This window comes from Desulforudis sp. DRI-14 (genome assembly GCF_052618305.1).
Window position 1 is genome coordinate 1 of the sequence record NZ_JBQXEZ010000013.1, and the last position, 11675, is coordinate 11675.

An 11675-nucleotide genomic window follows, 5' to 3' on the forward strand; every position below is an offset into this window, starting at 1 on the left:
ACCCGTTCCCATCCCGAACACGGCAGTTAAGCCCTCCAGCGCCGATGGTACTGGGTATACCGGGAGAGTAGGTCGCCGCCGGAGCTAAAGATACAAAAGCACCCTGTAGAAAGACAGGGTGCTTTTGTTATTCTTAGCGTATATCGGGCTTTGAAAAGCGGCGCCTAGCATTTCGGAAGTGTGAAGTAAGAGGTCAGAGGCGGGTACTCGAAGGAATTCGCAAAGCGAATTCCAATCCCAGTTTCTCACTTCTAGCTTCCCACGACCCACCTTCTCATTTGCCTTCCGCGCCATGCGTGCTTTTGAACGCCCTCCGCGCTGCGCACTGTTGGAGTTAGGGGTCAGATCCACCGATTGTTACTCATGTGCCAGAAAATGGCACTATCTTTTTGTTTATTTAATTCCCTGCTGGCGAAGGGCCATTCCGATCCTGGGAATGAAATCCTTTTTCCGCGACATAACTTGGGGTACGAAGCATTTGCCTCTTTCGCATTTTACGCCGAAGGCTTTCTCCACGATTTCTCTCTCTCCCTCGACCCAGATTTCTTCCCCCTTCTTCGAAAGCGGGTTGGTGATAAGGAGGACGACCAGGTCGTAGCCGCCGCTCCGGCAAAGCTGCCGCATCTCAGTTCTGATTTCTTTTTCCCGGCTGGCGATCTCCGCTTCATCCAGGACCATGATCTGGTTAACCCCGATCTTCTTGTTCGCCAATAAGTACTCCTTAAAATCCTGCGTGACGATTTCCCGTGCCGATGTCCCCTTGGTGGTTATGCTCACCGATAAGAGTTCCTTCCCGAACTCCGCCAGGTTAAGCCCGGTTACGGCGCCCAGGCGGTGAGCCATCTCATAATCCTTTTCCGTAGTGGTGGAAAGGGTCAGGAGCAGAGTATCCGACAATATCCCCGCAAGGAGAGCGCCGGCAATCTCAGGAGCTATCTCCATCTGGTGCAGGCACAACTGGTAGGCCACAATGGTGCAGGTGCTCCCGACTGGTTCGTTGTAGACATGAATCGGTTTGATGGTGGAGATGTCGCCCAGCCGGTGATGGTCGATGATCTCCAGGATATCAGCCTGTTCGATGTCCGGCACAGCCTGGGAAATCTCGTTGTGATCCACCAGGATCACGCGTTTTTGAATGGGATCAAGCAAGTCGCTCCGGGTGATGATGCCGATTAAGCGGTCGTCTTCATCAAGGACCATGGTGCAGCGGCACTCTGACTCGAGCACCAATTCCTTAACCTTTGTTATGGGGGTCCTGAGCCTGACCGTGGGAATCCTTCGGGACATTATGGTTGAAGCGGGCAGGCAGAGCATCATCAACTTGGCCGTGCTCAGGGTACGATATGGCGAACTGATCACCAGGACGCGCTCTTGCCTGGCAAGCTCCAGGACATCCTCGCTGACCGGATGGTCGCCGGTGATAATCAAAGCGGAGCATCCTGCTTTGATCATGTCGATCTGAACGTCCGACCGGTCTCCCAAAATAACGATGTCTCCCGGTTTAGCCCTTTTGAGCGTGGTTTCCCTCCGGGATGCGGCGACAAAGACGTCGCCTGAGAGGGCGGATACCTTCCCCGTGTTGGCAAGAACTTTTCCTTGCAGGGCCGAGACAAGCAGGCTCAACTGCACCGGGCTTACAAACAGGCCCTCTATCTCAATCCTTTCCGCAAAGAACAGTGCCAGGTCCAAGGAGTGCACTATTCCCAGCAGCCTGTTGTCGGTGTCGACCACCGGGAGACTGCGGATGTTCCTGTTTCTTATCAGGTGGGCTACGTCCAGGAGCGAGTCCTCGGGCGAAACGGAGATGGGTTTGCTGAGGTCCATATCGGCTACGGTAGCCGCTACGCTGTCTATCCGCATGGGGGGTTCAAGGCCGAACCTTTCCAAGATGAAAGCCGTTTCCTGATTCAACGGTCCGGTCGCGCAAGGGACGTACAGGTGGGTCTCGTCCAGCAGGTTTTTAAAGTAGGCGTACCCGATCGCCGCACATACCGAATCGCTGTCGGGAGAACGGTGGCCGATAACCAGAACGCGGCTGTTTTTCACTGAAAAACCCCTCTTTCGAAGGCTTTAATGGCTTGGGACTTGTAAGGCAAACTTGAGAGCGCCGTAGTAATATCGAATTCTGGATGGGTTCCTGCATGTCCTTCCCCTAGAGTAAAAATTTGGGTTTTTCTTTTATGCATGAAATGATTGTTCCAAACAGTAACAGGTTCTGTCCGGGCTACGTGATACGGTAAAGCCACTTCGTCAGGAGAGTGGGAGGTGAAGAGAAACTGAGCGAATTAGGGATCATGGTTCGCCGGGCAAGGAAAAGCAAGGGGTTAAGCCAGGCGGCGCTGGCGCGCGCCGTCGGCCTTACGCCCCAGTACATCTCCGACATCGAGCGGCGGAGAGCCTTCGGCTTCTACCACACCCTGCAGCCGGTTGTCCACGCAACTCGAACTTTATGGACAGACTGCTCTCGACAAATCGGGGCGAGACAGACCGGGACGGGGGTATGCCGGATGGTAACGGTTAAAGGCGGTACGGCTGCAACCGTGAAACATCCTGCGTTAATGCCAGGGGCTGCCCGGCCCCTGGTTTTTCAACGGCCTCCCAGGGCAGTGTTTACGCAAGGTCCTGCTCGTGCTAATATAGCTATGGGGTAGTATAGGAACCTGTAGGGGGTAGCCCAGTGGCTGACAACCATTTAGTTGAAAAACTTACGGGTTGGCTAGACGAGCAGGCCGGAAAGGCGGGAGCGGAGGGTTTTGTTGTCGGGTTGAGCGGGGGTATCGACTCGGCGGTTGTGGCCGGGCTTTGTAAACGGGTCAGGCCGCGGCATACCCTTGGCGTAATCATGCCATGCTACAGCGACCCGGGGGACGAAAAAGACGCCAGGCTTGTTGCCGAATATTTTGGGATCCCCTTTAAAACCGTTTGCCTGGACGAGGTCTTCAGGCAATTCCTTAACGTTCTCGATGTTGAGGATTTTGACCCTGCGAAACAGGATCTCCCTGTAGTTAATATCAAGCCCCGGCTCAGGATGACTGTTTTGTACTTCTATGCCGCCCGGCGCAAGTATCTTGTCGTGGGCACCAGCAACAGGGCGGAAATAATGGTCGGGCACTTCACCAAGTACGGTGACGGAGGCGCGGACTTGCTGCCGCTGGCCAACCTGGTTAAAAGGGATGTCCGCGGCCTGGCGGAGAAACTGGGGGTTCCCCGCAAGATCATCGAAAGGGCGCCTTCCGCCGGACTGTGGTACGGGCACAACGACGAGATCGAACTGGGCGTAACGTATGACCAACTGGATCATTACCTGCTTACTGGAGATGCCGATCAGCCGGTTAGGGAGACGATAGAAAAACTTATCAGGAACAGCGAGCATAAAAGAAGGCTGCCTCTTGTTCCTCCGGTATTTTAGCTTTCGGACCTCTTGAGGTGAAGAGATGGCCGGTCATTCCAAGTGGGCGAACATTAAAAGAAAAAAGGAAAAGGTAGACGCTCAGAAAGGGAAGATTTTCGCCACCCTGTCCCGCGAGATTATGGTTGCCGCCCGCGAGGGAGGAGGAGACCCTGACGCTAACTTTCGCCTGAAGGCGGCTATCCAGCGGGCGCGTGAGGCCAATCTGCCCAATGAAAACATCCTGCGCGCCATTGAGAAAGGCGTGGGCGGCGGCGCCGGCGACGGCTACGAAGAGGTAATGTACGAGGGCTATGCCCCTGCGGGTGTCGCGGTTATGGTCCGCGTCCTTACCGACAACCGGAACCGTACCGTTCCCGAGTTAAGGCACGTCTTCTCCAAATACGGCGGCAACCTGGGCGAATCAGGCTGTGTATCCTGGTTGTTCGAGCAAAAGGGCGTTTTCCTGATTGGTCGCGAGAAAGCCGGCATGGACGAAGACGAGCTTATGCTTATGGCTCTCGAAGCCGGGGCTGATGATTTCGAAAGCAGTGACGACGGGTACGAGATAGTTACGACGCCGGATAACTTCGTCAGGGTGCGCGACGCCCTGAATGCGCACGGCGTGCCTGTGGAAAGCGGCGAACTAACCTACGTGCCGATAACCTCGGTTCCGCTTGAGGGAGAGGATGCCGACCGGGTCATGCGCCTTATCGATAGGCTTGAGGAACTTGATGACGTCCAGGAAGTCTATTTCAACGCCGAGATCAAATAAGGAGACAGGACCGCCAAAACCCGGCGGTCCTTTTGACATGTATTCCTGCAGCCCTGTTTGGAAACAATTAGTTAGAAAAGAAAGTTAGGCTGGGGGAAAAAATGTCCAAGCGCCTATGTTACTTGCTTATTATCGTAGGGGTGCTCCTCATCGGCAGCGGCGTGTATGCGGCAAGTGATACCGTACAGACCTTTCTCGCCGCCGACACCGTTAAGAGAGACACCCACGTGGTCCAGGAAGAGGTTTTTGTCTGCAACGATACAGAGACCGTCTATCAGGGACCCGCACCGCTCGAACTGGTTGGTTTAGGCACGGCCGATCTCCTTAAGCGATACCCGGCTGAAGACGGCTGGACCCTGGCAGTGGATCTGCCGCACAAGCTCGTTATGCGCCATAGAGTGCAGGGGTTTTGCCTGACGCACGCCTCCTACCGGCACATCGGCGACAGCGAGGGGTTTGTAGCCGTTTACGAGGGTCCTCTCGGCTATGACCAGCATCTGCTGACAGTGACCAGGATTCTGGTTGAGCAATTGCCGCCCGAAATGTGCGAAAACCTTGCCCGGGCCCGGCGTTTTCAGGACCTGGACGAGGCTGCCCGCGACGAAGTACGCCGTGCGCTCGAGTTCACCGACGAGGGCTCGCTGAACGCTGTCTTGGAAAATATGGATGAACTGCAGGATTAGCATGCCCACCGTCGAATAGGAGTTCCCGAGGAGGGAGACAGCTTGATCATTCTGGGCCTGGATCCGGGTATCGCCTTGACCGGGTACGGCGTGATCAGTGTCCAGGGGAACTCGTATCGGGTTTTGGCCTATGACGCTATCGAGACACCCTCTCGTCTAGCCCATCCCTTGAGGCTCAAACTCTTGTTTGGTACGTTAAAGAGTCTCTGTCATAAATACCAGCCCCGGGAAGCGGCCATTGAACAGCTGTTTTTCAGCCGTAACGTCAGTACAGCGTTCACCGTTGGTCAAGCCCGGGGTGTCGCGCTTTTGGCGGTTGCCGAAGCGGGCGCCGAAGTCTTCGAGTATACGCCCCTCCAGGTTAAAAGCACGATCACAGGCTCGGGGCGCGCCTCGAAGCAGCAGGTACAGTTCATGGTACGGGCCCTCCTGGGCCTGCCGGCCGTCCCGAAGCCCGACGATGTCGCCGACGCGTTGGCTATCGCCATCTGCCACTGCCACTTGAGGGGGTCCGTCTTGAAGTGATAGCCTTTGTAGAAGGCCGTTTGCTTGGTCACGACGGCGAGTCTGTCATCGTGCTCGTCAACGGCCTGGGTCTCCGGGTGCAGGTTTACAGCGACATGCTGAACCGCCTGCCTTCGGCGGGCGCAACGGTATCTTTTTATACCCACCTGGTGGTCAAAGAAGACGCTTTCGAGTTATACGGCTTCGCGAACGAGGCTGAACGGGAGACCTTCCTTAAACTGTTGGGAGTGGGAGGAGTGGGCCCGCGGCTGGCCCTGGCCGTGGTCGGCTGCCTGGGGACGCAGCGTTTCTGGTCAGCGGTTTTACAGGAAGACGCCGTGACGCTGGCCACGGTTCCTGGTATTGGCAAGAAGACCGCTCAGCGGATGATCGTTGAATTGAAGGACAGAGCCGAAAGACTGGCGTTTACCGTTTCTGAGGCAATGGATGAGGCCGCCGGCGGGATGGATGACGCCCTGGCGGCCCTGACAAGCCTGGGATACACCGCGCGGGAAGCGGCGGAGGCCCTGACCGTGGCCAAAAAGGATGTTGCTAAGGGGCCTGGCGTGGCCGAACTGGTAACGGCAGCCCTAAAGGTTCTGGGCCGGAACAGGTGCTAAGCATTCAGCGTTCGGCATTCAGCAGTTGAGCATTAAATACTCAAGGTGCAACGCTCATTCCGAGTGCTGAGCGCTGAGTGCCTAATGCTGATTTAGGGGGTAGCTCGTGGATCAGGAACGCATCGTTGCGGCACAACAGGGACAGGATGACGGGGACGAGACCTCTTTCCGGCCCCGCTCCCTAAGGGAGTTCATCGGTCAAACCCAGGTGCGGGAAGCGCTTGGACTCTTCATTCAAGCGGCGAGGGAGCGCCAAGAGTCTCTTGACCACGTGTTGCTTTCCGGGCCTCCCGGGTTGGGGAAGACCACTCTGGCGCACATTATCGCCAGGGAACTGGGTTCGGACATCCGGATCACCTCCGGGCCGGCGATCGAGCGTCCGGGCGACCTGGCCGCCATTTTGACCAATCTCAGTTCCGGTGATATCTTATTTATTGACGAAGTCCACCGCTTGAACCGTTCTGTCGAAGAGATCCTTTACCCGGCGATGGAAGACTTCGCCCTGGATATCGTGATCGGGAAGGGCCCGGGGGCGAGGTCGCTGCGCCTTACGCTCCCCAGGTTTACGCTCGTGGGAGCGACGACCAGGACCGGGATGCTCACATCCCCGTTGCGTGACCGGTTCGGCGTGATCCAGCGGCTGGAGTACTATACGCATGAGGAATTAACGGCGATTGTCCTGCGCGGCGCGAGTATCCTGGGAGCGAAGATCGAGCGGGAAGGGGCGGTGGAAATCGCCCGGCGGTCGCGGGGCACCCCGAGGGTGGCAAACCGTATTCTGAAGAGGGTACGGGATTACGCCCAGGTCCGGGGTGAAGGAATCATAACCACCGAGATCGCCCAGGAAGCGCTCGACTTTCTGGGCGTCGATACGCTCGGACTGGACGGGTCCGACAGGCGCCTGCTCCGGACACTTATCGAAAAATTCGGCGGCGGCCCCGTGGGACTGGACACCCTGGCGGCGGCGACCAGCGACGAGGCCGTTACCCTCGAAGATGTGTGCGAGCCGTACCTGCTGCAGATAGGCCTGCTCGCGCGGACGCCCCGGGGGAGGGTGGCAACGATGGCCGCCTACCGCCATCTGAAACTGAAGCCTTCCGAAAACAAACAGCAGGAGAGCCTTTGGTAGCCGGGTAGTGATGGACATGAAGAAGGTCTTAGTGCACATCTGCTGCGGACCGTGCGCGATCTACCCCGTGGATGCCCTTCGAGAAAGAGGATTTGAAACCCACGGGTATTTTTTTAACCCGAACATTCATCCTTGCACCGAGTACGAGAAACGCAAAAAAACGCTGCAGGATTACGCCGAGAGGATCGCCCTCCCCGTCGTTTACGCAAAGGAGTATCCTATCGAGGAATACTTCCGGCACGTGGCTTTCCGGGAGGCCGAGCGCTGCCGTCTCTGTTACACCATCCGCCTGCGCCAGGCGGCCGGCATCGCCAGGCACGGCAAGTTCGACTGTTTTACGACCACCCTCCTGGTAAGCCCGTACCAGAAACACGAATTGATCCGTGAGGTGGGCGAGGCCGCGGGGAGGGAGTTCAATATCCCGTTTCATTACGAAGATTTCCGCACCGGGTTCAAGGAAGCCACGACGCGCTCGAAGGCGATGGGCATGTACCGCCAGCAGTACTGCGGTTGTATCTTCAGTGAAATGGAACGCTACAGGAGAAAGGATGATGAACGATAAATGGAAGTGTTCAACACTCTGGGGCGCTTTGTGCTTATTACAGGATTCTTGTTGGTCATCGTGGGCGGGCTGATGCTCCTGGCGGGCAAGATCCCGGGAGTCGGCAGGCTGCCTGGCGACATTTTCGTGCAGCGGGGGAACTTCACGTTCTACTTCCCGGTGGTAACCGGCATTATTATCAGTATCATCATCACGGTCCTGTTAAACCTGTTTCTCGGGTTGCGGCGATAGGATGGATTTAGCAGTTGGCAGTCAGGTCAAAAGCCAAAAGTCAGAGCTGGAAGTTGATTGATAAATGCTGAAAATCTTGACAGTCAGGCACATAAACCGCTGCATCGGGTGCTACTCCTGTATGCTGGCGTGCGCCCGCATTGTTTATAACGACTATTCCCCTGCGCGAAGCGCCATCCAGATTCGCACGCGCGGCGGCATGCAGAGCAAGCTGGGGGCGGACATTTGCATCGGCTGCCTGGATGCACCCTGCGCTGCGGCCTGCCCGACGGGGGCTTTGAAGCCCCGTCCCGGCGGCGGAGTCCTTTATGCCCGGGGCAAGTGTGACGGCTGCGGGGCTTGCCGGGACACCTGCGTGGCGCGGGTGATCAGGATGGACCCGGAAACCGGCAAGGCCATCGTTTGCATCCAATGCGGCACCTGCACCCGTTACTGCCCGCATCACATCCTGGCGATGGAGGAACGGCCCGCGGCCGGCGAGGGGGTTGGGACCGTTGAGTAGCCCGGAAACCAAGAATGTGCTGGAGGTCGATCTAACGGCACAGCACTGGAAGCGCACAGCACGCGGCGACCTCGCCGCTCACCTGGGCGGGATCGGCCTAGCGAGCGGGTTGTTCCTTGAAGAGCTCAGGGCTTCCAGGGATGTTGACCGGACTTTCGTACTGGCCGTCGGGCCCCTGAGCACGATCTTCCCCCTGGCGACCAAAACGGCGGCCGTTTTCCGTTCCCCGCTGACCGGAGAATGGGGGGAAAGCTATGCCGGGATGCGCCTGGCGATGGCGCTCCGTTTTGCCGGGTACGACGCGGTGGTGGTGCGCGGACGGAGCGAACGGCCGATTTACATCACTATTTCTTCCGCAGGGGTGCGGTTCCATAACGCCACGGCTTTATGGGGCCTGTCGGTGGAGGAAGCGGGCCGGCGCTTGCGCGAATGGGAGCGGGGTCGCGGGCACCGGAGCACGATGCGCATCGGCCCGGCGGGGGAAAAGGGGATCGCGTTTGCCGGCGTCAACGTCGATACCTTCCGTCATTTCGGGCGCCTGGGCCTCGGCGCCGTGATGGGGGGTCAGAACCTGAAGGCCGTCGTGGTGATCGGGGAGCAAAGCCAGCCCATCCCGAACGCCAGGGAGTACCGGAAGGTTTACGACGACATCTACAGGCGGGCCGTGACCACCGATGTCATGCGCAAGTACCACGACCTGGGAACGGCCCAGAACGTGCTCCACCTCAACGAACTGGGGGCGCTGCCCACCCGCAATCTGCGATACGGGAGCTTTGAGCATGCGGAAAAAATCAGCGGCGAGGCTTTTGCCAGGGAAACGCTGATCAGGAAGCTTTCCTGCGCGGGCTGTCCGGTCGGCTGCATTCACGTGGGCCTGTACCGCCGCGAGTTCGCCGAGGGTTACGAATACGAAAGCGAGACCCTGGCGTACGACTTCGAATTGATCTACGCCCTGGGATCTTTCCTGGGCCTATCCCGGACGGCCGACGTCTATGCCCTGATTGACCGGGTGGAGCAGTACGGCCTTGACGCCATCTCCAGCGGCGTGGTCATGGGCTGGGCGACCGAGGCCCTGGCCAGGGGGATCGTCTCCAGGGAAGAACTGCAAACCGATCTGGCTTTCGGGGAAGTCAAGGGCTATCTTGAATTTCTCGACAGGCTGGTGGAGCAGTCCAACGACCTTTACCGCACGCTGGGGAGGGGGTTGCAGTATGCCGTCGGACGGCTGGGAGGAGAGGATTTCGCCTGCCTGCACGGTGGGCTGGAGATAGCCGGTTACCATACCGGTTACGGGGCGCTGCTGGGGCACTCCCTGGGGGCTAGGCATTCCCACCTTTGCAACGCCGGGTATGCTTTGGACCAGGATCCCGAGCTGAGCAAACGCCCGGAAGAGATGGCCGGTAAGCTCATTGCCGAGGAAAAGTGGCGCAATGTGCTCAACAGCCTTTGCATCTGCCTCTTTGCCCGGAGCATCTACGACCCCCCTACCGTCAGGGCGGCCCTCAACGCGGTGGGGATCGCGCTGGAAGAAGCTGATCTCCAGGCCTTGGGAGACTGCATTTTCAGCCTCAAGCTTGAAGCCAAAAGGCTGCTCGGCTTTGACTGGCGGGGAATCACGTTCAGCAAGCGGTTTTTTGAAACACCGACTCCGCAAGGCCGGCTAAGCCTTGATGTCGTGCAAAAGCTTTATGCGCAGTATTTGAGAGGGATCGGAAAAGACTAGCGCTGGCCGGATTTGACGCTTCATCGCTGATGATTTAATTTATACCTTATGGTTGATTTATTCTGGGTTTTGTAATTCTGGCTCCTATAGTAATTTTTTGCAGGGATAACCCTATCTCCCGGCGAAGTAATCCGACGATTACGCGGGGGGAGGGTACCGCTTGAGGGTAAGGTTGATTATCTTAGTGACAGGGATAGTTGTCGCCTGTCTTTTCTTTTTTACAGTTGCCGGCTTCGCCGGCGAGGAGGGAGGCGAGCCTGTCATCCGTGTAGCTCTTTTAGAAAATGCGGAAAGCGCTACTTTTAAGACCGACGGTTCTTATCTCCTGCTTAACGGCGCGTCCGGCGAAGTTATAGGCAAACCTGAATCCGGTGAAACCTGGCAAGTCCAATATAACAACGGAAAATACAAGGTTTTAAAGGACGGCAGCCAGGACGGCGTTTTTTCGGGCCCTTTAGCCCTTAGCGCCGGCCGGGGCGCCGAGGTCTCGGTGGTTGCCTCGGGCGGCCGCACGTCGACGGCCCTGGTGGGGGAGGGAACCGAGGTTCTTACGGCGGGAGAGCTCAGAGCCCGCCTGGCGAAGGGATCTTTTTCAGTGGCGTCTGCGGGTGGCACGTCTACTATTTCAGCAGGAAGCAGCCAGCCGTTTTTTGTGCTGCAAACGGGCAATGAATGGAGGAGGTTCCGGGGCGACCTCCATCTGTCGTCGACAGGGACCGGCCTGCTCGCCGTCAACAAGGTGCTTCTGGAGCAGTACCTTTACAGCGTGGTGCCCAGTGAAATGCCCTTCAGGGAAGCCGAAGCGCTGAAGGCCCAGGCGGTGGCCGCCCGCTCCTACGCTTTGGGGTCGTTGGCCGGCAGCGCCGCTCGGGACTACGACGTTTTGGCGACCGAGATGAGCCAGGTCTACCGCGGTATGGACTGGGAAAACCCGGCCTGCACGGCGGCGGTGGAGGCGACGAGGGGCCAGGTTTTGCGGTCCTCCGGCGGGGAAATTGTCATGGCTTTTTTCCACTCCTCCAGCGGGGGATACACCGAGAATTCCGAAGACGTCTGGACGCAGGCCATTCCTTACATCAGGGCCAAAAAAGACGATTTTGACTGGAACCCCGTGCACTACAACTGGACGGTCACTTACGACCTCAGCCAGTTGGTTGATAACCTAGCCAAAAAGAAGTACAGTCTCTTTACTGTCGACGACATTCAAGAGGTGGAGCGCACGGCAACAGGCACGCGGGTTAAAAAGATCCTTGTTACCGGGCGGGAAATCAACGGCCGGCAGGTTTCCTACGAAATATTCAACGCCGACCGGGTCAGGTCGGCTTTCGGTCTAAAAAGTTCTTATTTCACAATGACCAAAAGTTTTGACGCCTCCGGAAAACTGGTTAGTGTGACTTTTAACGGCAACGGCTGGGGGCATGGGCTTGGCATGAGCCAGTACGGCGCTTACGGTATGGCCAAGGCGGGGTACACCTACCGCGATATTCTAAGCCATTACTACACTAATGTCGAGATTGTGCAGGAGTACACAAGTTAAACCATTAAGTTCCAGTAAACA

At 57.6% G+C, this 11675-nt stretch carries 13 protein-coding genes and 1 rRNA gene; 13 read left to right on the forward strand and 1 reads right to left on the reverse strand.

What is annotated here, in order from left to right:
* Positions 1 to 84 (forward strand): 5S ribosomal RNA (gene rrf, locus ACUM6F_RS08405); the annotation flags it as partial.
* A 309-nt stretch (positions 85 to 393) separates the two neighbouring features.
* Here the strand turns inward: rrf and ACUM6F_RS08410 are convergent.
* Entirely contained in the window at positions 394 to 2046 is a 1653-nt protein-coding gene (locus ACUM6F_RS08410) for a putative manganese-dependent inorganic diphosphatase (protein WP_425621989.1), read from the reverse strand.
* A gap of 248 nt (positions 2047 to 2294) precedes the next feature.
* Between ACUM6F_RS08410 and ACUM6F_RS08415 the strand changes: the two genes are divergently transcribed.
* From ACUM6F_RS08415 to ACUM6F_RS08470, 12 genes are all read left to right on the forward strand, one after another.
* Positions 2295 to 2651: a helix-turn-helix domain-containing protein gene (locus tag ACUM6F_RS08415; protein ID WP_445348983.1), complete on the forward strand. Its 357-nt coding sequence runs from the start codon at positions 2295 to 2297 to the stop codon at positions 2649 to 2651.
* Between the two features lie 26 nt (positions 2652 to 2677).
* On the forward strand, positions 2678 to 3409 hold the full coding sequence (gene nadE / locus ACUM6F_RS08420) for an NAD(+) synthase (RefSeq protein ID WP_425621988.1): 732 nt from the start codon (positions 2678 to 2680) through the stop codon (positions 3407 to 3409).
* Positions 3410 to 3434: 25 nt separating this feature from the next.
* Positions 3435 to 4163: a YebC/PmpR family DNA-binding transcriptional regulator gene (locus tag ACUM6F_RS08425; RefSeq protein WP_425621987.1), complete on the forward strand. Its 729-nt coding sequence runs from the start codon at positions 3435 to 3437 to the stop codon at positions 4161 to 4163.
* 101 nt (positions 4164 to 4264) lie between these two features.
* On the forward strand, positions 4265 to 4846 hold the full coding sequence (locus tag ACUM6F_RS08430) for a hypothetical protein (protein WP_425621986.1): 582 nt from the start codon (positions 4265 to 4267) through the stop codon (positions 4844 to 4846).
* Positions 4847 to 4888: 42 nt separating this feature from the next.
* Entirely contained in the window at positions 4889 to 5371 is a 483-nt protein-coding gene (ruvC, locus tag ACUM6F_RS08435) for a crossover junction endodeoxyribonuclease RuvC (protein ID WP_425621985.1), read from the forward strand.
* Entirely contained in the window at positions 5368 to 5970 is a 603-nt protein-coding gene (gene ruvA, locus ACUM6F_RS08440; RefSeq protein WP_425621984.1) for a Holliday junction branch migration protein RuvA, read from the forward strand. Before ruvC ends, ruvA begins: the two co-directional genes overlap by 4 nt.
* Positions 5971 to 6076: 106 nt before the next feature.
* Complete coding sequence (gene ruvB, locus ACUM6F_RS08445) at positions 6077 to 7099, forward strand: Holliday junction branch migration DNA helicase RuvB (protein ID WP_425621983.1); 1023 nt, start codon at positions 6077 to 6079, stop codon at positions 7097 to 7099.
* Positions 7100 to 7115: 16 nt separating this feature from the next.
* On the forward strand, positions 7116 to 7661 hold the full coding sequence (locus tag ACUM6F_RS08450) for an epoxyqueuosine reductase QueH (protein ID WP_425621982.1): 546 nt from the start codon (positions 7116 to 7118) through the stop codon (positions 7659 to 7661).
* Complete coding sequence (locus ACUM6F_RS08455) at positions 7662 to 7892, forward strand: DUF2905 domain-containing protein (RefSeq protein WP_425621981.1); 231 nt, start codon at positions 7662 to 7664, stop codon at positions 7890 to 7892.
* 64 nt (positions 7893 to 7956) lie between these two features.
* The gene (locus tag ACUM6F_RS08460) at positions 7957 to 8394 is read left to right on the forward strand and encodes a 4Fe-4S dicluster domain-containing protein (RefSeq protein WP_425621980.1); all 438 of its coding nucleotides are present in this window, start codon (positions 7957 to 7959) and stop codon (positions 8392 to 8394) included.
* Complete coding sequence (locus ACUM6F_RS08465; protein ID WP_425621979.1) at positions 8387 to 10117, forward strand: aldehyde ferredoxin oxidoreductase C-terminal domain-containing protein; 1731 nt, start codon at positions 8387 to 8389, stop codon at positions 10115 to 10117. The genes ACUM6F_RS08460 and ACUM6F_RS08465 overlap by 8 nt, the downstream gene beginning before the upstream one ends.
* 160 nt (positions 10118 to 10277) lie before the next feature.
* Positions 10278 to 11654, forward strand: coding sequence for a SpoIID/LytB domain-containing protein (locus ACUM6F_RS08470; protein ID WP_445348951.1), 1377 nt, complete (start codon positions 10278 to 10280; stop codon positions 11652 to 11654).
* Positions 11655 to 11675 lie beyond the last annotated feature (21 nt).

Excerpts from the sequence above, each read along its gene's own strand:
- ACUM6F_RS08450 (WP_425621982.1), top strand. The coding sequence starts at position 7,116 with ATGAAGAAGGTCTTAGTGCACATCTGCTGCGGACCGTGCGCGATCTAC.
- ACUM6F_RS08430 (WP_425621986.1), top strand. The coding sequence starts at position 4,265 with ATGTCCAAGCGCCTATGTTACTTGCTTATTATCGTAGGGGTGCTCCTC.
- ACUM6F_RS08415 (WP_445348983.1), top strand. The coding sequence starts at position 2,295 with ATGGTTCGCCGGGCAAGGAAAAGCAAGGGGTTAAGCCAGGCGGCGCTG.
- ACUM6F_RS08460 (WP_425621980.1), top strand. The coding sequence starts at position 7,957 with ATGCTGAAAATCTTGACAGTCAGGCACATAAACCGCTGCATCGGGTGC.
- ACUM6F_RS08455 (WP_425621981.1), top strand. The coding sequence starts at position 7,662 with ATGGAAGTGTTCAACACTCTGGGGCGCTTTGTGCTTATTACAGGATTC.
- ACUM6F_RS08425 (WP_425621987.1), top strand. The coding sequence starts at position 3,435 with ATGGCCGGTCATTCCAAGTGGGCGAACATTAAAAGAAAAAAGGAAAAG.